General features: G+C 62.3%; 22 protein-coding genes and 1 other RNA gene. 9 read left to right on the top strand and 14 right to left on the bottom strand.

Annotation, left to right across the window (positions count from 1 at the left end; genetic code table 11):
* Nucleotides 1–81 precede the first annotated feature (81 nt).
* Nucleotides 82–984 carry a DMT family transporter gene (locus HJ536_RS08465; protein ID WP_176853547.1) on the top strand — a complete coding sequence of 301 codons (903 nt, stop codon included), beginning with the start codon at nt 82–84 and terminating at the stop codon, nt 982–984.
* Here HJ536_RS08465 and HJ536_RS08460 read toward each other — a convergent pair.
* A complete protein-coding gene (locus HJ536_RS08460; RefSeq protein ID WP_177157410.1) occupies nt 981–1,538 on the bottom strand; it encodes a 5-formyltetrahydrofolate cyclo-ligase in 558 nt (185 codons plus the stop codon). The two genes, HJ536_RS08465 and HJ536_RS08460, sit on opposite strands and share 4 nt — an antisense overlap.
* Nucleotides 1,535–2,929, bottom strand: coding sequence for a magnesium transporter (mgtE, locus tag HJ536_RS08455; protein WP_177157409.1), 1,395 nt, complete (start codon nt 2,927–2,929; stop codon nt 1,535–1,537). Before mgtE ends, HJ536_RS08460 begins: the two co-directional genes overlap by 4 nt.
* Nucleotides 2,930–3,052: 123 nt before the next feature.
* Between mgtE and guaD the strand changes: the two genes are divergently transcribed.
* Complete coding sequence (gene guaD, locus HJ536_RS08450) at nt 3,053–4,345, top strand: guanine deaminase (RefSeq protein ID WP_177157408.1); 1,293 nt, start codon at nt 3,053–3,055, stop codon at nt 4,343–4,345.
* Nucleotides 4,346–4,423: 78 nt separating this feature from the next.
* Here guaD and HJ536_RS08445 read toward each other — a convergent pair whose 3' ends face one another.
* The 3 genes from HJ536_RS08445 to HJ536_RS08435 all read right to left on the bottom strand — a co-directional run bounded on the left by HJ536_RS08445 (nt 4,424) and on the right by HJ536_RS08435 (nt 7,123).
* The gene (locus HJ536_RS08445; protein WP_177157407.1) at nt 4,424–5,767 is read right to left on the bottom strand and encodes an 8-oxoguanine deaminase; all 1,344 of its coding nucleotides are present in this window, start codon (nt 5,765–5,767) and stop codon (nt 4,424–4,426) included.
* A gap of 109 nt (nt 5,768–5,876) precedes the next feature.
* Entirely contained in the window at nt 5,877–6,692 is an 816-nt protein-coding gene (locus HJ536_RS08440) for an inositol monophosphatase family protein (protein ID WP_176853552.1), read from the bottom strand.
* Nucleotides 6,693–6,748: 56 nt separating this feature from the next.
* On the bottom strand, nt 6,749–7,123 hold the full coding sequence (locus tag HJ536_RS08435; protein WP_176853553.1) for a helix-turn-helix domain-containing protein: 375 nt from the start codon (nt 7,121–7,123) through the stop codon (nt 6,749–6,751).
* 305 nt (nt 7,124–7,428) lie between these two features.
* Between HJ536_RS08435 and HJ536_RS08430 the strand changes: the two genes are divergently transcribed.
* On the top strand, nt 7,429–8,388 hold the full coding sequence (locus HJ536_RS08430) for a zinc-binding dehydrogenase (RefSeq protein ID WP_177157406.1): 960 nt from the start codon (nt 7,429–7,431) through the stop codon (nt 8,386–8,388).
* On the opposite strand, the gene HJ536_RS08425 is transcribed toward HJ536_RS08430, so the two are convergent.
* The gene (locus HJ536_RS08425; RefSeq protein ID WP_176853555.1) at nt 8,389–9,243 is read right to left on the bottom strand and encodes a LysR family transcriptional regulator; all 855 of its coding nucleotides are present in this window, start codon (nt 9,241–9,243) and stop codon (nt 8,389–8,391) included.
* 121 nt (nt 9,244–9,364) lie between these two features.
* Between HJ536_RS08425 and HJ536_RS08420 the strand changes: the two genes are divergently transcribed.
* Nucleotides 9,365–9,583, top strand: coding sequence for a DUF1127 domain-containing protein (locus HJ536_RS08420; protein ID WP_177157405.1), 219 nt, complete (start codon nt 9,365–9,367; stop codon nt 9,581–9,583).
* Nucleotides 9,584–9,712: 129 nt separating this feature from the next.
* Nucleotides 9,713–10,471, top strand: a complete 759-nt coding sequence (locus HJ536_RS08415) for a Bax inhibitor-1/YccA family protein (protein ID WP_176853556.1) — start codon at nt 9,713–9,715, stop codon at nt 10,469–10,471.
* Nucleotides 10,472–10,543: 72 nt separating this feature from the next.
* Here the strand turns inward: HJ536_RS08415 and HJ536_RS08410 are convergent, their stop codons facing one another.
* The 8 genes from HJ536_RS08410 to HJ536_RS08375 form a co-directional block, all read right to left on the bottom strand.
* Nucleotides 10,544–11,059 carry a GNAT family N-acetyltransferase gene (locus HJ536_RS08410; RefSeq protein ID WP_177157404.1) on the bottom strand — a complete coding sequence of 172 codons (516 nt, stop codon included), beginning with the start codon at nt 11,057–11,059 and terminating at the stop codon, nt 10,544–10,546.
* 124 nt (nt 11,060–11,183) lie between these two features.
* Nucleotides 11,184–11,351 (bottom strand): 50S ribosomal protein L33, encoded by a 168-nt coding sequence (gene rpmG, locus HJ536_RS08405; protein WP_007814563.1) that lies wholly within the window; start codon nt 11,349–11,351, stop codon nt 11,184–11,186.
* Between the two features lie 124 nt (nt 11,352–11,475).
* Nucleotides 11,476–11,850: RNase P RNA component class A (gene rnpB, locus HJ536_RS08400), an RNA gene on the bottom strand.
* 12 nt (nt 11,851–11,862) lie between these two features.
* The gene (locus tag HJ536_RS08395) at nt 11,863–12,498 is read right to left on the bottom strand and encodes an N-acetylmuramoyl-L-alanine amidase (RefSeq protein WP_338082423.1); all 636 of its coding nucleotides are present in this window, start codon (nt 12,496–12,498) and stop codon (nt 11,863–11,865) included.
* Nucleotides 12,499–12,533: 35 nt separating this feature from the next.
* A complete protein-coding gene (locus tag HJ536_RS08390; protein WP_176853559.1) occupies nt 12,534–13,268 on the bottom strand; it encodes a hypothetical protein in 735 nt (244 codons plus the stop codon).
* A 32-nt stretch (nt 13,269–13,300) separates the two neighbouring features.
* The gene (gene gatA, locus HJ536_RS08385; RefSeq protein ID WP_177157402.1) at nt 13,301–14,782 is read right to left on the bottom strand and encodes an Asp-tRNA(Asn)/Glu-tRNA(Gln) amidotransferase subunit GatA; all 1,482 of its coding nucleotides are present in this window, start codon (nt 14,780–14,782) and stop codon (nt 13,301–13,303) included.
* 4 nt (nt 14,783–14,786) lie between these two features.
* Nucleotides 14,787–15,074, bottom strand: coding sequence for an Asp-tRNA(Asn)/Glu-tRNA(Gln) amidotransferase subunit GatC (gatC, locus tag HJ536_RS08380; RefSeq protein WP_176853561.1), 288 nt, complete (start codon nt 15,072–15,074; stop codon nt 14,787–14,789).
* 175 nt (nt 15,075–15,249) lie between these two features.
* On the bottom strand, nt 15,250–15,699 hold the full coding sequence (locus HJ536_RS08375; RefSeq protein ID WP_177157401.1) for a nucleoside deaminase: 450 nt from the start codon (nt 15,697–15,699) through the stop codon (nt 15,250–15,252).
* A gap of 63 nt (nt 15,700–15,762) precedes the next feature.
* Between HJ536_RS08375 and HJ536_RS08370 the strand changes: the two genes are divergently transcribed.
* The 4 genes from HJ536_RS08370 to HJ536_RS08355 all read left to right on the top strand — a co-directional run bounded on the left by HJ536_RS08370 (nt 15,763) and on the right by HJ536_RS08355 (nt 20,220).
* Nucleotides 15,763–16,680, top strand: coding sequence for a pseudouridine synthase (locus HJ536_RS08370; protein ID WP_176853563.1), 918 nt, complete (start codon nt 15,763–15,765; stop codon nt 16,678–16,680).
* Nucleotides 16,681–17,104: 424 nt separating this feature from the next.
* Nucleotides 17,105–17,986 carry a 5-bromo-4-chloroindolyl phosphate hydrolysis family protein gene (locus HJ536_RS08365; protein ID WP_177157400.1) on the top strand — a complete coding sequence of 294 codons (882 nt, stop codon included), beginning with the start codon at nt 17,105–17,107 and terminating at the stop codon, nt 17,984–17,986.
* Between the two features lie 32 nt (nt 17,987–18,018).
* A complete protein-coding gene (locus HJ536_RS08360; RefSeq protein WP_177157399.1) occupies nt 18,019–19,215 on the top strand; it encodes a toxic anion resistance protein in 1,197 nt (398 codons plus the stop codon).
* A gap of 21 nt (nt 19,216–19,236) precedes the next feature.
* Entirely contained in the window at nt 19,237–20,220 is a 984-nt protein-coding gene (locus HJ536_RS08355; RefSeq protein WP_177157398.1) for a DUF2927 domain-containing protein, read from the top strand.
* Nucleotides 20,221–20,228 lie beyond the last annotated feature (8 nt).

Raw genomic sequence — 20,228 nt, 5'->3', positions numbered from 1 at the left:
ACCTGATTTGTTTCTTGCTGCAGATCGGGGGCTGCGTTTCTGCGGGGTTGCAAGTGGAGCCGGATCGGGTCTGATAGCGCCATGGAAGACACACGTGTACAGCGCCCCGGGCGGGGCATTTTCTGGATGGTTCTGACGGGGTTCCAGTTTGTCGGGATGACGGCACTGGTCAAAGCTGTCGGGACATCGCTGCCTGTGTATCAGACCTCTTTTCTGAGGTTCGCGTTGGGGCTGGTGTTTTTCATTCCGCTGATGCCCTCGTTGATCCGGACGCTGCCGACGGCGCAGCAGGCCAAGCTGATCGCGTTGCGCGGGCTGGCTCATACGATCGGCGTTTCCCTGTGGTTTTATGCGATGGTGCGCATCCCTTTGGCGGATGTGACCGCGCTGAATTACCTGAACCCGATCTACGTCACGCTGGGGGCGAGCCTGTTTCTGGGGGAAAAGCTGGCGCTGCGGCGGCTGATTGCGGTGGGGGTTGCCTTGCTGGGGGCGGGCATCATTCTGCGGCCCGGCTTTCGCGAGTTGGACCCGGGCCATATCGCCATGCTGGGGACGTCCCTCGGGCTGGCGACCGGCTATTTGATCGCCAAACGCCTGAGCGCCGAGATGTCATCGGCCCATGTGGTGGCGTGGTTGTCGATTGCCGTGACCATCGGGCTGATGCCGATGGCGGTCACCCACTGGGTTCATCCAACGTGGGAACAATTGGCGGTGCTGCTGGCCGTGGCAGCCCTAGCGACCGGGGCGCATTACACCATGACGCTGGCCTTCAAGGAGGCGCCGGTGGCTGTGACCCAGCCCGCCACGTTCTTGCAACTGGTGTGGGCGGTGGCCTTGGGCGCGCTGGTGTTTGGCGAAGGGATTGATCCCTATACCGTGCTGGGGGGCGGCGTCATTATTGCGTCGGTCAGCTATATCACTTGGCGCGAGGCGATGCTGAAGCGGCGGATCACACCGCCTTCGGTCGCGACCAAAACCTAGAAGGTCAGAACACCCTGTTCGGTGATGATCATGTCGAGCGGCTGATCCGTGGGCTCTAGCGGCAGGCTGTCCGCCTCTTGGGCGGCATAGGCAAAGCCGACGGCCAGCACGGGACCGTTGGCGCGTAGCAATTCAAGAGTGCGGTCATAGAAACCGCCGCCATACCCCAGACGCCCGCCTCGGCGGTCAAAGGCCACCAGCGGCACAATGACGATCTGGGGGGTGATCCACTCGCCAGTCGCGGGGATTTGCGCGCCGAAGGGGCCGTCGATCAGGGGGCAGTCAGGCTCCCATGCGCGGAACTTCAGGGGCTTGCCCTCGGCCTCGATCACGGGAACGGCGACGGGGCCGTAGGCAGAGGCTTCGGCCATTGCGGGCAGCGGGTCGATCTCGGTCCGGATGGGCATATAGCCCGCCACCGGCACGCCGCGATGCCCCGCCAGAAACGACGACAACTCCCCTGCCCGGCCCGGACGATGGTTGGCGTGTGCCTCTTTGCGGCGGGCAAAGGCGGCCTTGCGGGCCTCTGCCTTAACTTGGGTCAGGTCGGTCATAGCATCACTGAAGAAGCAAGCCCGAGGAAGGCAAAGAAGCCCACCACATCGGTCACGGTTGTCACAAAGGTGCCGGAGGCCAGCGCAGGGTCCACTCCGACACGCTCCATGATAATCGGGATCACGGTGCCTGCCAGCGCGGCAACGACGAGGTTCACCACCATTGCGACAGCGATCACACCGCCAAGCACGGGACTGCCGAACCAGACCATCCCCACAATCGCCATGATCAACGCAAAGGTCACGCCGTTGATCACGCCGACCAAGGCTTCGCGTCGGATCACGCGCCAGACGTTCGATCCGGTAAGGTCCTTGGTTGCCAAGGCCCGCACGGCCACGGTCAGAGACTGGGTGCCTGCATTGCCGCCCATAGAGGCCACAATCGGCATCAGAACGGCCAAGGCGACCACGGTGCCGATCGCATCCTCGAACTGTGCAATCACGAGGCTGGCAAGGATCGCGGTCAGCAGGTTCACGGCCAGCCACGGCAGGCGCTGCTTGGTCGTCTCGACCACGCGGTCCGAGAGGCTGCCCTCGCCCACACCTGCCAGCAGCAGGATGTCTTCTTCGTGTTCTTCGTCCAGCACGATCATCGCGTCGTCGATGGTGATCATCCCGACCAGACGCCCGTCATCGTCCACAACAGGGGCCGAGATCAGGTGGTACTGGTTGAACGCATAGGCCACGTCGCCCTGTTCGGTCGTCGCGGGGATCGTGCGGAAGGTGTCTTCCTGAATGTCGGCCAAGAGGGTCGCGCGGGGGCTGCCCATCAGACGGCCAAGGGTCACGTTCCCCACAGGGCGCATCCGCGGATCCACCAGTGTGACGTGATAGAACTGCTCGGGCAGATATTCGGCGGCCCGCAGGAAATCGATGGCCTGCCCCACAGTCCAATGCTCGGGCGCCGAGACGACCTCGCGCTGCATCAGACGGCCGGCCGAGTATTCCGGATAGCTCAGCGATTGCTCGACCGCCGCACGGTCCGCCCCGTCCAGAGCCTGAAGTATGACGTTCTGCTGCGCATCCTCGAGGTCCTCGATCAGGTCGACCACGTCGTCCGATTCCAGATCGCGAACGGCCTCTTTCAGGAACTTGCTCGGAAGAAACTCGATCACATCCTCGCGGATGGATTCATCCAGTTCGGTCAGAACCTCGCCGTCGAAACAGGCGGGGGTCAGCAGCAGGATTTCGCGCCGCTCGCCCGCATCGATCTGTTCCAGAAAGTCGGCGATGTCGGCGGCGTGCAAAGGCTCCAGCAGGCGTGCAACACGCACCGCGTCCCCTGCGGCCAAAGCCAGCCGAACAGCCGAAACGCGGCGATTGTCCAGAACGGCTTCTTCTTCGGTAGAAAGAAGGTCGTGCACTTCGGATTCGTCGTGATCGTCCAACATGTCGCCCTCCGTTCTGATTTGTGGGCACCTTAGCGAGGCCATTTGGAAAGTGACAGAGGCAAGCCACCTTTTCCTTTGCATCCACGTTACTTATGGTCTGATCCGTTAAAAAGGAGCCCTCTCATGAACCAGCAGACCTTGTTGATCGGCCAAACCATCTGGTTCGAAGGCGATGCCATGCAATCCGGCCCCGATGCGGCGCGGATCAGCACCCGTGGCGGCATCGTCATCGAACAACGCAAGGTTGTTGCACGGGGCGAAGCTGACCTCATGCGCGAAAGTTATCCACAGGCAAAAATCGTGGACTACGGGAACAGTCTTATCCTGCCCGGTTTCGTGGATGCGCATATGCATTACCCCCAGACCCGCATGATTGCGAGTTGGGGCAAGCGCCTGATCGATTGGCTGAATACCTATACCTTCCCCGAAGAAATGACCCTGGCCGACCCCGCCGAGGCGCGGGCCCGTGCTGACCTGACCTTGGACCTAGCGCTGTCCCACGGGACGACAACCCAGGTCAGTTACTGCACCATTCATCCGTGCAGTGTGTATGCGTTTTTCGATGCTGCGGCGGCACGCGGGATGCGGGTTTTCGCGGGCAAGACCTGCATGGATCGCAACGCCCCCGACGGTCTGCGCGACACGCCGCAAACCGCCTATGACGACAGCAAAGCGTTGTTGCAGCGCTGGCACGGTGTCGGACGCGCGGAATACGTGATCACGCCACGGTTTTCGCCGACTTCGACACCCGAGCAGCTCGAGGCTTTGGGCGCCCTCTGGGCCGAGCATCCCGAGGTCCTGATGCAAACCCACCTGAGCGAGCAGACCGATGAGATTGAATGGGTCAAGTCCCTGTTTCCAAAAGCGAAAGACTACTTGGATACCTATGAGCAGTTCGGCCTGCTGGGGGAACGCGCGCTCTATGGGCACGTGATCCATCTGGAGCCGCGCGAGACGGATCGACTGGCCGAAACCGGTGCGGCGGTGGTGCATTGCCCGACCTCCAACACCTTTATTGGCTCTGGGATTTTCGAGGCGGCCAAGCTTGCCTCTCGGGGCATCCGCATCGGTCTGGCGACGGATACGGGCGGGGGTTCCAGTTTCTCGATGCTGCGGACGATGGCGGCGGCCTATGAGATCGGCCAATTGGCAGGCACCGCTCTGCACCCTGCGCAGTTGATCTGGCTGGCCACCGAAGGGTCCGCCCGCGCCCTGTTCGCCCAAGACCGGATCGGCACTTTGGCCGTTGGTTCCGAGGCAGACATCACCGTTCTGAACCTGACTTCGACCCCCGCGATCGCGCAGCGCCACGCCCGCGCGACCGATCTGTGGGAGGCCGTGTTCCCCACCATCATGATGGGCGACGACCGCGCGGTGCAGGCGGTGTGGGTTGCAGGGCGGCAGGTGCGCGGCTGATTTTATCCCGAGATATCCCCGAAACCGCGCACCTTCGCACACAGAGTTATCCACAGGCGTTAAGGGTTTGTTAACACTTTACGCCCGTTCGGCCAGCGCCCGCGCCAACCGGTTCTGTTTTTCCACAAGCTGTCCCATGTCTAGTGTGGATAGCTGCCCCTCGGCCACCACGCGGCGGCCTTCGACGATCAGGTCGCGCACCCGCACCGGCCCCGCCAGCAGGATCGCGGCGGGGTCCCAGCTGCCTGCGCTCTCAACGCCGCGGGTGTCCCAGATCGCGATGTCGGCGCGCTTGCCCACCGCGAGGCGGCCGCAGTCGGGGCGCCCCAGCACGTCGGCGCCGCCACGGGTCGCGATCTCGAGCGCCTCGCGTGGGCTCATGGCGTCAGCGCCGTTCAGGACCCGTTGCAGTAGCATGGTCTGACGGGCCTCGAGCACCAGATTTCCGGCATCATTGCTGGCCGAGCCATCGACCCCCAGCCCCACCGGAACGCCCGCATCCCGCATCGCCCGAACCGGCGCGATCCCCGATCCCAGACGGCAGTTCGAACAGGGGCAATGGGCGACGCCAGTGCGGGTGCGTGCGAAGAGATCAATCTCGGCCCCGTCCAGCTTCACGCAGTGGGCGTGCCACACATCGGGGCCGGTCCATCCCAGATCCTCGGCGTATTGGCCGGGGCGGCAACCGAATTTGGCAAGGCTATAGGCGATATCCTCGTCATTCTCAGCCAAGTGGGTGTGCAGCATCACGCCCTTGTCCCGCGCCAGCAGGGCCGCATCGCGCATCAATTCCCGGCTGACCGAAAAGGGCGAACACGGCGCGATACCCACGCGCACCATCGACCCTTCGGCCGCGTCATGGTGGACGTCGATCACGCGGATACAGTCGTTCAGGATCGCCTCTTCGCGTTCGACCAGCGCATCGGGGGGCAGGCCTCCGTCGCTCTCGCCGATGCTCATGGCCCCGCGGGTCGGGTGGAACCGCAGGCCGATCTCTTTGGCGGCGTGAATGGTGTCATCCAGCCGCGCGCCGTTGGGATAGAGGTACAGGTGATCCGAACTCAGCGTGCAGCCCGACAGCGCCAGTTCCGCCAGCCCGACTTGGGCGGACACGAACATCTCTTCGGGGCCCATCATCGACCAGATGGGATAGAGCTTTTGCAGCCAGCCGAAGAGCAGCGCGTCCTGCGCACCGGGCACCGCGCGGGTCATGGACTGATACAGGTGGTGGTGCGTGTTGACCAAACCGGGGGTCACAACGCAGCCCTTCGCATTCAGGGTCTCGGCCCCGTTCACGGCCAGCCCCTGCCCGATTTCGGCAATCACGCCGCCACGGACGCGGATATCCACGCCGGACAATTCGCGGCGGTCGTCGTCCATGGTGATAAGGGTGTCGATGTTCTGGATCAGCAAGTCGGACACGGCAGAGTCCCCCTTCTAGGGTTTGGCGCCATGTCCCCTCAGATCAGAAAAAACCGCGATGCCAGAGAAGGACAAAGGTTACATCGCGGTTCATATTTAGCGGCTTGCGTCAGATGTTCGCAAGACCTTCCTCTAGCAGGCGCATCGCTTCGGCATGGTGCGCCTCGGAGGCGGCAGCGATCACGCGGCCCCCGTTGTGGGCCGGACCGCCATGCCAGTCGGTGACGATGCCACCTGCGGCCTCGACCACGGCTTGGGGACCCTGAATGTCGTAAGCCTTGAGCCCTGCCTCGACCACCAGATCGATCTGGCCAGCCGCGAGCAGCGCGTAGGCATAGCAATCCATGCCATAGCGCACCAGCTGGGTGCGGCCGCCAAGGTGATGGAACGCGCGGCGCTCATCCTGCGTGCCGACCTCGGGGAAGGTGGTGAACAGGATCGATTCGCCCAAGGGACGCGGGCCACGGACCTTTAGGCTATGGCGGCCATGGGGGCCATCGACCCACGCCTGATTGAACCCTCCAAAGAAGCGTTCTTGAATATAGGGCTGGTCGATGATGCCCATGACGGGGCCGTTTTCATCGGACAGCGCGATCAACACCCCCCAAGTGGGCGTGCCGCTCAGGAAACCGCGAGTGCCGTCGATCGGGTCGATCACCCAGGTCAGACCGCTGGTGCCGTCCTGCTTGCCCATTTCCTCGCCAAAGATGCCGTCCTCGGGGCGGCGGCGTTCCAGCACGCGGCGCATCGCCTCTTCGGCGGCGCGGTCAGCTTCGGTCACGGGGTCGAAACCGCCCTCTTCCTTGTTGTCGGCCATCAACTCGGGGTTGCGGAAGAACGGCAAAATGGCCGAACGCGCGGCGTCGGCCATTTCGGATGCCACCTCGATCAGGGTGGTTTGGGTCTCGGAAGAAATACGCGACATAGGGGCGGCCCTCAGATGAGTGGATAAGAGGGCGCTACCCCGTAGGGCGCGTCAAATCAAGCCACGTCGCTGAGAACGCGTGCCAGATCAAACAGACGTCGGCGCTGATTCTCGGGGATCGCATAGTAGGAGCGGATCAGGTCCAGCGCCTCTTTGTCGCCAAGAATATCAGCAGGCAGTGCGGGTGCCTTGTCGGAAACGGGGGCATCCTGACCCTCGAGACCTTCGAAAAAGAAGCTGACCGGCACTTCGAGCGTCTGGGCAATATCCCATAAGCGAGAAGCACTTACACGGTTAGCACCGGTTTCGTATTTTTGTATCTGCTGAAACTTGATTCCAACACGTTCTGCCAGTTGCTGCTGGGTCATTCCGATCATCCAGCGGCGGTGACGGATGCGCTTGCCAACGTGGACGTCCACAGGGTGCGTCATTCTTTGCTCCATTGTCCCCGAATTTGGGCGTAACCGAACCCAAAATCGGAATTGTTTCTTTTGTCACCCGAACAAACCCGACGTTCGCACCCCCAATGGCGACGTCTTTGTCTTCAGGCCATACAACCAGAACGATTTCAAGCCCAGCCGTATCCTTGTAAGACAATATGTAATTAAACCTATGCGGAAAAACCAAGATAGCCATATGATCTTTAGGGGTATTCCTAAGGATAATTCGGGGCCAATGTCGCATTGACAGGTCGGGGTCCTGACCGTGTTCTACCGCCAAACGGAGGAACCAAAGCGTGAAAGCCTATCATATTCATACCGCAGGAGATGAACCAAAGCTGGTGGACCTACCCATGCCCGCCCCCGCGGCTGGCGAAATCCGGCTGCGGATCACGGCCTGCGGTTTGAACTTTGCCGATCTTTTGATGATCAAGGGCAAGTATCAGGACACCCCCGCCGCGCCCTTTACCATGGGAATGGAAGTGGCCGGCGTGGTTGATGCCCACGGCGAAGGGGTCACAGAGCCCGCAATCGGCACACGGGTGGCGCTGTTCTCGGGTCAGGGCGGGCTGGCAGAGTACGGCTGCTTTCCGGCCAATCGCGCGATTCCCCTGCCCGACAACATTACCGACGTAGAGGCGGCGGGCTTCCAGATCGCCTACGGGACGTCGCATCTAGCTCTGGACTACAAGGCACGCCTGCAACCGGGCGAGACGCTGTTGGTGCTGGGGGCTGCGGGCGGCGTTGGCCTGACCGCGGTCGAGATCGGCAAAGCCATGGGTGCCCGCGTCATCGCTTGCGCCCGCGGCACCGACAAGCTGGAGATTGCCGAGGCCTATGGCGCGGACCACCTGATCGACGCCAAGACCGAGGATATCCGAGAGGTCGTCAAATCCCTTGGCGGTGCGGATGTGGTCTATGACCCTGTGGGGGGTGAACAGTTCACCGCTGCCTTCCGTGCGACCAACCCTGACGGGCGCCTGCTGGCGATCGGCTTTGCCAGCGGAGAGGTGCCGCCCATCCCCGCCAACCACATGCTAGTCAAGAACCTGACCGTGATCGGGATGTACTGGGGCGGTTACCTGAAGTTCAAACCCAAGGCGCTGACCGACAGCATGGCCACCCTGTTCGGCTGGCTGTCCGAGGGGCGGATCAAGCCCCACGTCAGCGAAACCTACCCCTTGGACCGCGTGGCCGAGGGGCTGACCCTGCTGCGCGAACGCAAATCCACCGGCAAGGTCGTGATCACCATCTGATCACATCTGGGCATAGCCCTGACGCAAGAGGTCGGCCAGACGGCGGCCGGCCTCTCCTCGCATGTTATCCGACAGGTACATGTTAATCTTTTTGCTCGCCAGTTCGGGCAGTGTGCCCTTGTGCTGGACGCGCTCCAGATGTGGGGGTTCGGTCCCTTCGAGCATGGCGTTCAGGGCCAGATCGGCGCTGACGGTCGCCTCGATCGCGCGGTCCATTTCCGATTCGACCGCCAGTTCCCACGGGATGCCAGCCTCTTCGACGCGGCGGATCACACCAGCGCGGAAGATACAGTGCCGCCCGAAAGCCAGCCGCAACGGCCGCTGCCGCCAAGCCGCCCCACCCGGCGCCCCGATCCAGAGCAGAGGCAGAGTCTTTAACGTCTCGCCTCCGTCGGACACGCCGTCCTCGGTGGTCAGGATCAGGTCGCATTCGCCACGGCTGAACGACACCTTGAGCCCCTTGGTATAAAGAGAGATCAGCTGCACCCGCATCCGCGGGTATTCCACGTTGAACTGCTGCAACACGCGGGGAATCGCGGGGTACACGATGTCATGGGGCACCCCGAGGACAATCTCGCCCTCGTACACATCGTCGGTCAGACGCGACCAGACCTCGTCGTTCAGCTCCAGCATCCGGCGGGCGTATCCCAGCAGCTTTTCACCGGCGGGGGTCAACGCGATCTGGCGGGCGCTGCGGTCCAACAGATTGGCGTCCAGCGATTCCTCCAGACGTTTCAACTGCATCGAGACTGCCGACTGGGTCAGGTTCAGGAACCCTGCGGCCCGCGTGACCCCGCCCGAATCCGCAACCGCCACAAATGACCGCAGCGCAGTCAGATCCAGATTTCGCGCCATATCAAAACCTCTGATGGAAAACCCAACATTCATTCATTTCCCATATGAAACAGAAACTGGCACATACATCAAGCGAGTTGATGTGACTCGCTCCAACCATCAAATCTACACGGTGAATATTATGGCTACCCAGATCAGCAGACTTGCTCTGGCGACGCGGCCTTTCTGGTCATTGTCGCTGTTCAGTTCGATTTCCGCATACATTGCGGTCGCACGTCAACGCCACGCGCTGTCCCAATTGGATGACCACCTGCTGCAGGATATCGGCCTGACCAAGCATCAGGCAAATTCCGAGGCAGAGCGCGCCCCTTGGGACGTTCCCGCGCACTGGCGCCTCTAATTGACAGAAGATCGTCCAAAAACCCGATCGCATCGTCTTGAAATCACGCGTACCCTTGCCGATATCTAGTCGCAAAGGTGCGCGTTTTTCTTTGCGCGTTCCACAGTTTCGGATTTTTGGAGGATCGAAATGGCTGAATTCCGCACGACGCACGCTGGCACTAGCGCCGCTGCGGCCCGCATCGACGAGGGCCTGCGCGCCCACATGAACAAGGTCTACGGCACGATGTCGGTCGGTATGCTTATTACCGCCGCGGCTTCGTGGGCGATCTCGGGCCTTGCGACCACCGTTGATCCGGCTACTGGCACCACCGTTCTGACCGGCCTCGGTCAGGCGATCTACGCCTCGCCGCTGAAATGGGTGATCATGTTCCTGCCGCTGGTCATGGTGTTCGCGTTTAGCGCGGCCCTGAACCGTATGTCGGCCGCCGCTGCGCAGCTGTTCTTCTATGTCTATGCTGCCGCGATGGGTGTGTCGCTGAGCTGGATCTTCATGGTCTTTACCGGTGTGTCGATCATCCAGACCTTCCTTGTGACGGCGATCTCGTTCGCGGGTCTGTCGCTGTACGGCTACACCACTAAGAAAGACCTGTCGGGCTTTGGCACCTTCCTGATGATGGGTGTGATCGGTCTGGTCGTGGCGTCGATCGTCAACATCTTCCTGGCGTCCAGCGCGCTGCAGTTCGCAATCTCGGTGATCGGTGTTCTGATCTTTGCGGGTCTGACCGCGTATGACACCCAGAACATCAAGACCACCTACATCCAGATGGCCCACAGCGGCGACCGCGAGTGGTTGGGCAAGTCGGCAATCATGGGCGCTCTGCAGCTCTATCTCGACTTCATCAACCTGTTCATGTTCCTGCTGCAGTTCATGGGCAACCGCGAATAAGCGCAGGCAACAGCCAGAAATGAATAGGGCCGGTCATGACGACCGGCCCTTTTTTATTACGTCGGGTACGGGTCATAGGGTCGTTGTCATCTGGATGGTGGGGAAACGGACATCAAGTCCCAGCGAGAGTTCGATCTCGGCTAGGGCAGTCAGTCCAAGGGCTTCGTAGAACGGCACAGCGGTCCGCGTACTCAGGCATTCCAGCCGTCTGACGCCCTCTTCTGCGGCGTGATCCATAGCGCGCTCCATGATGGCCCGAGCGACGCCCCGACGGGTGTAGTCGGGCAAGGTCACCACATGACGCACATGGGCCATTCCTGCGGGCGTAGAGGCGCTGATGGGGCTGGCCCAACTCCAGCCGCCAGCGGCGACCAGTTGGCCTTGAGGGGTCTCTGCGACGTAATACGTCCCTGCCCGCAGCAATTCGGGGCGGGCCACGCTGATCCGTGGCAAGGCGCGGCGCAGCAGTTCAGAGGGGTAATCGCGTTCCAGCAGCACCGGATAGGACAGCTGCAACAGCGCGGTCACACGGTCCGCATCGTGGATCGTGGCGGGTCTTATACTATAGATTAAGGGTAAAAGTGGCATGGTCTCTCTCCGATTTGCCGGTTGAAATCCTTTGGGGGGAATTCCGGCGCGACCATGCTTTTTAAAAGAAAAGAGCCGCGCCAGTGTTCGCTGGTGCGGCTCTTTTGTCTGGTGTCCAGAAGGCTTACTTGATTTTGCCTTCTTTGTACTCGACATGCTTGCGCACCACCGGATCGTACTTACGTACGACCATTTTCTCGGTCATAGTGCGTGCGTTCTTCTTGGTCACGTAGAAGTGGCCCGTGCCAGCGGTCGAGTTCAGACGGATTTTGATAGTGGTAGGCTTCGCCATAGTACTCTCGTCTTTCGCTAGGTCGGGCGGTGTTTGCGGCCACCCGCAGGTAATCTCTTGAACCCCGCCTTTTACGGACGCGCGAAGAAGAGTCAACACCGTACAAGCAGAAAAAGCAGGTATTTTGCGCGGAGGGCCTATAAGCCGGATTCTGTCCAAGCGTAAACGCTCTGGATGACCATTCATCTTGGCGCGCAGTTACCTGCGTGCCTCTAGCTGCCAACCCGAACCTCCGGGCCAAGACGACCCTGCGGACATGCCGCGCGAGGTTCCTATTCGGCATTGCTCCAGGTGGGGCTTGCCATGCGGGGCCTGTTACCATTCCCCCGGTGGTCTCTTACACCGCCGTTTCACCCTTACCCCGATGTACGGGGCGGTCTGTTCTCTGTGGCGCTTTCCCTCGGGTTACCCCGGCCGGGCGTTACCCGGCACCTTTGCCTTGTGGAGTCCGGACTTTCCTCGGACGACCGAAGCCGCCCGCGGCCATCCAGCCCTCCGCGCAACGTGTAGATTATTGGGTGTCGGGCGTGCGGTCAACGGCAAAGCGATCTGCCAGATCGACAGCCGCCGCCACATCGGCCCCAGAGAGGCCCCCACGCCCCCATGGGCGGAAGTGCATCCGGAACGCATCCAGCAGCACCTCAGGCTCCGCCTGAGCCGTATAGCCATAGTCCCGCAAAGCCGTGGCAAAGGTGTGCCAGCAGGCGTCCCCCTGCCCTGTGAGGCGCGGCCAGACGCCGTGTCCACGCAGCGATAGCCCCTGCCAGTCGAACCGCCGACCGGGGTCTACCTTGCGCCCCGGGGCCACGTCGGAATGCCCGACGATGCGGTGATCGGGAATTTCCCAGCGGCTGCGAATCTGTGTCAGCAGCGCGGCCAAGGCATCCATCTGCGGCACGGGAAAGGGGCTGGAGCCATCATTCACGATCTCGATCCCGATGGACCGTGAATTCACATCCGCCTCTCCGCCCCAGTTGGACAGGCCCGCGTGCCATGCCCGCCGCCCCTCCTCCACCAAAGGAAAAACGCCCCCTGTCGGACAGAGGGCGTAATGGGCCGAAACCTCGTATTCAGGGTCACACAGGCGATCCAGCGTGCCGTCCAGATCCAGCACAGTGTAGTGCAGCACGATCATGTCGGGCTGCACATCCCCTTTGCGGGGTCCGTGATTGGGCGAGCGGCTCAACGCACCGCGTTGCGGAAGGGCTGCGGATCCCAGGTGCAGGCGAAACCGTCACCATCGGGGTCCACACCCAGCTTGTCCTTGTCAGGACCACCTTTGGCCAGGAACGCCGCTTGCGCCAGATCGGGCGAAGCGTATTCGGCACAGGCACGCGCATACTTGGCCTCGGCGCGGAAGCTGCTGCGTTTGTACAGCTGCTGGCCCACGCGGTTGTTGGTCGCCAGAGCATAGGCCACAACGTTCACGCTGCCATCCGGACGGGTCGGCAGAGCCTCGGGCTGGATGACAGTGTAAAGGCTGCGGTTGCGCTCGATCAGGGCTTTGTCGTCCTGAATGGTGCGCTCGGTGCTGACCGCTTTGAAGTCGTTCTCGCTCGAGATACCGGCAGTGCTGCCCGTCGCCAATTCAGGCGCGGGGTTCGACGGGCTGGCCTGCAGCGGCACGGCGCCGCTGTTGGCCGCAGCCAGACGCGCGGTGTTCTGCGCTTCGGTGCTGTCGATCGCCAGCTCGGCCGAGGCGCGAACCTCTGCCAAGGTGCGCGCACGCGCGGGGGCACCGGGCGTCAGCGTTTCGGACGATACGACCGGCGCGGTCGGGATAGCGCCCTGCAACTGGGCCTCACGCGCAGAGCGATAGCTGTTCGACGTCACCCCTGCTGCGCTGTCAGGCACAGAGGGCGCGCAGGCCGCAAGACCTGCGAGAGCGAACAGAGCAATACCGGTTTGACGCAGCATTATTTCACCTCAAAGTTGTGCTTTAGCAGCACTTACCACCACTTGGCCGGTTTGGAAACAAAACCTGCGGCTTGCTCCAGCGCGTAAGCGGTATTCAACAGATCGCCTTCCTCGAACGGGCGGCCGATCAGCTGCAGACCCATCGGCAGACCTTTGGAGTCCAGACCCGTGGGCACAGCGATCCCCGGCAGACCGGCAAGGTTCAGCGTCACAGTAAACACGTCGTTCAGGTACATCTCGACGGGGTCCGCGCTCTTCATCTCACCCAGACCAAAGGCCGAGGTCGGAGTCGCAGGCGCCAGAATCGCATCCACACCAGCGGCAAACGCGTTCTCGAAGTCACGCTTGATCAGGGTGCGGACCTTGCGAGCCTTGTTGTAGTAGGCGTCGTAGAAACCCGCGGACAGCACATAGGTGCCAACCATGATCCGGCGCTTCACCTCGGGGCCAAAGCCCTCGGCGCGGGTCTTTTCGTACATCTCGTTGATGCCGTCGCCCGAGCCCAGTTTCGCGCGGTGGCCGTAGCGCACGCCGTCATAGCGCGCCAGGTTCGACGACGCCTCGGCAGGGGCGATCACGTAATAGGTCGGCAGCGCGTATTTGGTGTGCGGCAGGCTAATCTCGCGAATTTCGGCACCGGCAGCTTTCAGCATCGCCGCGCCTTCGTCCCACAGCTTGGCAATCTCTTCGGACATACCCTCGGGGCGGTACTCTTTGGGAATACCGATGACCTTGCCGCGGATATCACCGGTCAGCATGGCCTCGAAGTTCGGAACTGGCAGATCGGCGCTGGTCGAATCCTTCATGTCGTGACCGGCCATCGCTTCGAGCATGATCGCCGCATCGCGCACGGTTTTGGTCATCGGACCGGCCTGATCGAGCGAGCTTGCATAGGCAATGATGCCCCAACGCGAGCAACGGCCATAGGTCGGCTTGATGCCCACGGTGCCGGTGAACGCAGCAGGCTGACGGATCGAGCCGCCAGTGTCGGTGCCGGTTGCCGCCAGACACAGGTCCGCCGCCACAGCCGCCGCCGAGCCACCCGAAGACCCGCCGGGGGTCAGCTTGCGGTCGTCAATCTTCCAGGGGTTGACCGAGTCGCCATAAACCGAGGTCTCGTTCGAGCTGCCCATGGCGAACTCGTCCATGTTCAGTTTCCCCAGCATGACAGCGCCGGCGTCCTGCAGCTTCTGGCTGACGGTCGACTCATACTCGGGCACAAAGCCCTCCAGAATGCCGCTCGCCGCTTGGCTCGCCACACCCTTGGTGCAGTACAGATCCTTCATGCCGATCGGCAGACCGCACATGGCAGGCGCATCGCCAGCCTTGATCCGCTCATCCGCCGCCTTCGCACGCTCCAGCGCCAGCTCGGGGGTCTTGTGAACGAACGCGTTCAGCGCATCCGCACCGTCAATGGCGGTCAAGCAGGCTTGGGTCAGCTCGACAGAGGTCACATCACCCTTGCGCAGCGCGTCACGCGCCTCGGCCAGCGTCAGTTTGTTCAACTCGGTCATCGGATCACTCCACCACTTTCGGCACGGCAAAGAAGCCCTCGCGGGCGTCGGGCGCATTCGACAGGACCTTGTCCTGATAGCCGCCATCAGTGACCACATCCTCGCGGCGCTTGAGGCGCTGGGGCGCGACCGACGTCATCGGCTCCACGCCCTCGACATCCACTTCACCAAGCTGCTCGATGAAGCCCAGAATGCGGTTGAACTCTTCGGCCAGCGCAGGAAGCTGGTCGTCCTCGACCTTGATCCGGGCCAGTTTCGCCACTTTTGCGGCAGTGCCAGTGTCAATCGACATGGGCCATCTCCGTCTGTCTCGTATTTCCCACGGGCTTTACCGCCCAAAGCCCGCGCCCGCAAGCATCAGACCACGCCCGATCACGCGGAAACGCACCCAATCCTTCATCTTGGCGAAAATACTCCCGCCGGAGGCCACGGGCGTCAGCCCGCACAAACCTGCGCGCCGCAGGCGCTCATTTTCGCAGGCCCGCAAAGAATTCCGCCAGCAACGCCCCAGAGCGCGCCTCGTCGATCCCGTCATAGACCTCGGGCACGTGATGGCACTGGGGGTGACTGAAGACCCGCGGCCCCTGCCCGATCCCGCCGGATTTCGGGTCAGACGCACCATAATACAGCCGCCCGATCCGCGCATTGGAAATGGCCGCCGCGCACATGGGGCAGGGCTCTAGCGTCACATACAGATCGCACCCCGTCAGCCGCTCCTGCCCCAGCAGGCGGCAGGCTTCTCGGATCGCCAGAATTTCCGCGTGCGCAGTGGGGTCGTTCAGCTCTCGCGTCCGGTTGCCAGCCTGCGCAATCACCTCGCCCCCCCGCAGAACGACAGCGCCCACGGGGATCTCTCCTCGGGCGGCGGCGGCTTCGGCTTCGGTCAGGGCGATTTGCATATGCGAACGGAATGTCATGGGTTAGGCTTATCTGCAGCGTTCCCCCTTTCGCAATCCACAGAGTTTCGCTAGACGCGCCCAATGACCCAGAAAACACCGCAAAACCGTCCCCGGCCCGGCAAGCCCGCGCCCAAGGCCAACGCCAAACCGCGCCCCAAGGCCAAGCCCGCCCCCGCCCCTCAGGCGAAACCGCAGGCTGGCACCCCCGAAGGCGACCGCATCGCCAAGGTTCTGGCACGCGCCGGCGTCGCCTCGCGCCGCGAGGCCGAGAAGCTGATCCTGGCTGGCGTTGTCACGGTAAACGGCAAGGTCATCGACAGCCCCGCGCTGAACGTCACGTCCCGCGACCGCATCACCGTGGACGGCAACCCCCTGACGGCGGCCGAGCCCATGCGCCTGTGGCTCTATCACAAGCCCACCGGCCTTGTGACCACCCACAAGGATGAACAGGGCCGCCCGACCATCTACGACAACCTCCCCGAGGATATGCCGCGGGTGATGTCTGTGGGCCGCCTCGACCTGAACTCCGAAGGGCTGCTGCTGCTGACCAACGATGGCGAACTCAAGCGCAAGCTGGAACTGCCCTCGACCGGCTGGCTGCGCAAATACCGCGTCCGCGTGAACGGCAAACCCACCGACGCGATGCTCGCCCCCCTGCGCGAGGGCATCGAGGCCGATGGCGAACAGTTCCAGCCCATGATGGTCAACATTGACCGTCAGCAGGGTGCGAACGCGTGGCTGACCGTCGGCCTGCGCGAAGGCAAGAACCGCGAAATCCGCCGTGCGATGCAGGAAATCGGTCTGACCGTGAACCGCCTCTTGCGCGTCAGCTATGGCCCCTTCCAGCTGGGTCAATTGAAGGAAGGCGAAGTTCAGGAAATCCGCCCCCGCGTGCTGCGCGACCAGCTGGGAATGGAGCCGGAACCCGAAGTCGAAGAACCGGCGAAAAAACCGGCCCCCAAGCGCCGTCCGCCCCGCGTTCCGCGTAAAAAGCCCTGATTTTACGAACTCCTTCGTATCTTTTTCACAGAACCTGAGGTAATCATCCGAAGGGTGTGAAAGTGGGGCGGAGGTATCGCTATGCTGGCAGCCGTTTCATCCGGCGTCAGACCGGGGGCGCATCTGGCGCCCCTGCCCCAGCGCTTTGTCGCTCATTCCTCGTCCAGATGGTCCGGTTTTCCGCCCTTCGGGTTTTTATCCGCAGGGGCAATACCTATGTTCATGGATGTGAAACAGAACCACAGACCAGATGATCACCGTTTCCCGCAGCCGCAATCCGGCCGCGATGTACGGGGCTGCGTCTGCCGAACCGCCAATCCAGCAGTCAAAAGAGGTAGAAGGTGACGGGAACGACCTTGCAGAAAATCGCATTCATTCTGTTGTTCACCCTGATCATGCGTGTCGCAATTTCGGGGGGCGTGTGATGGCCCAGAAATACGGCGGGCAATACAGCCCCGACGGCACCTCTGCCCCGATTGATGCCAAACCCATGAAGCACGCCAAGCGCAAGCGCGCGGGCGGTCGGGCCAACCTGCTGTTCATCGCGCCCTTGCCCATGCTTGGTTCGGTCTTTGGCGCCGGTCCGGTCGAGATGGTGTTCAAGCTGTCGGCCTTGGGGGCGTTCTTTCTGGCCGCGTGGCTGACCCGCGAAGGGCTGATCGCCGAAGAGGCCTATAACGCCCGCAAAGTCGCCCGCCGCCCCGCCATCCCGCGCAAGATTTTTGGCGCTGGCCTGATCGGGATCGGTCTGGCGCTGGCCTCGTTCCTGAGCGCGGCGAATATGCTCGAACCCCTGCTCTATGCGGCAGTCGGCGTGGTGCTGCACCTCTTTGCGTTCGGCCTTGACCCGCTGAAAGACAAAGTCGCCGAGGGCATCGACACCTTCCAGACCGACCGCGTGGCCAAAGCCGTCGAAGAGGCCGAAGCCCATCTGGCCGCCATGACCGATGCTGCGAACCGCACCAATGACCGCCAGATCGAGCAGCGCGTGAACGGCTTTGCCAACACCGCCCGCGACCTGTTCCGCACCGTGGAATCCGACCCGCGCGACCTGACGTCGGTGCGCAAATATCTGGGGGTCTATCTGCTGGGGGCCCGCGACGCGACGACCAAGTACGCCGATCTGGCCGAACGCGCGCCCAACCCTGCGGCGCGCACCGATTACCTGTCTTTGCTGGACGATCTGCAACAGAACTTTGCCGATCGCACCCGCAAGCTTATGGTCAACGACAAGGCTGATCTGGATGTCGAGATCGGTGTGCTGCGTGACCGTCTGGCCCAAGAGGGCATCCGCCATACTGAGTGATTTTATTTAATAGTATTTAAAAGGACTGAACCATGACCACTCCGCCGAAAGCATACGTTCAAGCCGCCCAAGACCTGGCTCAGGTCGAACAACTGAACGCGGCAATCCTGCCCGTTCCAACACAAGAGGTTGTCCCCTTGGAAAATGCCCCTGCTCCCGCAGCCGAGGAAATCACCCGCCGCATGGCCGAACTGGACATGAGCGACACCAACTCGATCGTGACCTTTGGCTCGGCTGCACAGGCCGAATTGCAGGAAATCTCGCAGCAGATGCTGGACGGGGTCCGCAACAAGGACGTCGGCCCCGCCGGTGACAGCCTGCGCGACATCGTCACCACCATCCGCGGCTTCTCGATCACCGAGCTGGACATCCGCCGCGACCGCAGCTGGTTCGAAAAGCTGCTGGGTCGCGCCGCCCCCGCCGCCAAATTCGCCGCTCGTTACGAGACCGTCCAAGGCCAGATCGACAAGATCACAGAGAACCTTCTGGGCCACGAGCACAAGCTGATGAAGGACATCAAGTCCCTCGATCTGCTGTATACCAAGACGCTGGAATTCTACGACGAACTGGCCCTCTATATCGCCGCAGGCGAGGCCAAGATCGCCGAACTGGACAATGTAACCATCCCCGCCAAAGAGGCAGAGGTTCAGGCCGCCCCCGAGAATGACCAGATCATCAAGGCGCAAGAACTGCGCGACCTGCGCGCCGCCCGCGACGATCTGGAGCGCCGCGTCCACGACCTGAAGCTGACCCGTCAGGTCACCATGCAGTCGCTGCCCTCGATCCGTCTGGTTCAGGAAAACGACAAATCGCTGGTCACCAAGATCAACTCGACCCTCGTGAACACCGTGCCTCTGTGGGAAACCCAGCTGGCGCAGGCCGTCACGATCCAGCGCAGCGCCGAGGCCGCCGATGCCATCCGCGGTGCCAATGATCTGACCAACGAGCTGCTGACCGCAAACGCCGCTAACCTGCGCGAGACCAACCGCAAGGTCCGTCAGGAAATGGAGCGCGGCGTCTTTGACATCGAGGCGATCAAGACCGCGAATGCCGACCTGATCGCCACCATCGAGGAAAGCCTGCAAATCGCCGACGAAGGCAAAGCCAAGCGCGCCGCCGCCGAGGCCGATCTCAAGAAGATGGAGTCGGATCTGCGCGACACACTTGCCGCCGCCAAGGCCCGCAAAACGGGTCTGGGAGACACCGCCGGCACCGCAGTTCCCTCCTGATAAAGAAAGGCTCTGGCTGTTTTGACCTGTTTGTTCCGCCGCATCCGTTTCGTTCTACCCACCTGCCTTGCTGGCGTTTTGCTAGCGGGGTGTGCGCCGAACCCCGAGATTGCGACGGTCACCGTGCCCCGCGCGGCCCAACACGTGTCCCCTGCGGCCAGAGCCCTCCTGCCTGATCCCAACCCGCCCTACACCCCCGCAAGCTACCAGAGCCGGTCCTTGGCGGCCTATTACGGGCATATGCAGGACAAACTGCTGGCCTCGGGCAAGTTGCGGCAGGATACCGGTCAGGGCGTTGCAATCACCGCCGATCAACTGACCAAAGACTTCATCGATATCGCGATGAAGGACGAATACATGCGCGGCGGCTCGGGGACGATGCACCGCAGTATGGACAGCGTGCTGCGCCGCTGGGAAAAGCCCATTCGTGTCTTCACCGTCTTTGGCGCAACCGTTCCGCCGACCGAACGGGAACGGGCAAATGCGCTGGTGGCCTCTTACGTGAACCGTCTGGCCCGCGTGACCGGCCACGACATCCAGATGACCACCCGCGAGAATGCGAACTACTACGTCATGTTCATGGGCGAGGATGACCGTATGCCCTTTGGCGAAACGCTCAAGGCCGCGATCCCCGAAATCGACCCCGCAACCATGAACGTGTTCAAGCACACCCCCCGCAACCAGCTGTGTGTGGCGCTGACCTTCCGCGAACAGAACGGCAGCCCCGTGATGGGCAAGGCTCTGGCCATGATCCGCTCGGAGCATCCGCAAATCCTGCGCCTGTCCTGCCTGCACGAAGAAATGGCCCAAGCACTGGGTTTACCCAACGACAGCCCTACGGCGCGTCCCTCGATCTTTAATGATGATGAGGAGTTCGCGCTGCTGACCACCCATGACGAGCTCTTGCTGCGGATCCTTTATGACCGCAGACTGAAGCCCGGCATGACTCAGGAACAGGCCCTGCCCATCGTCCGCCAGATCGCGGGCGAACTGGTGGGGCGGTAATTTTCAGA

The sequence above is a fragment of the Donghicola mangrovi genome, from assembly GCF_013377535.1.
GTDB lineage: Bacteria > Pseudomonadota > Alphaproteobacteria > Rhodobacterales > Rhodobacteraceae > Donghicola > Donghicola mangrovi.
This window is presented reverse-complemented; position numbering and strand designations above follow the sequence as displayed.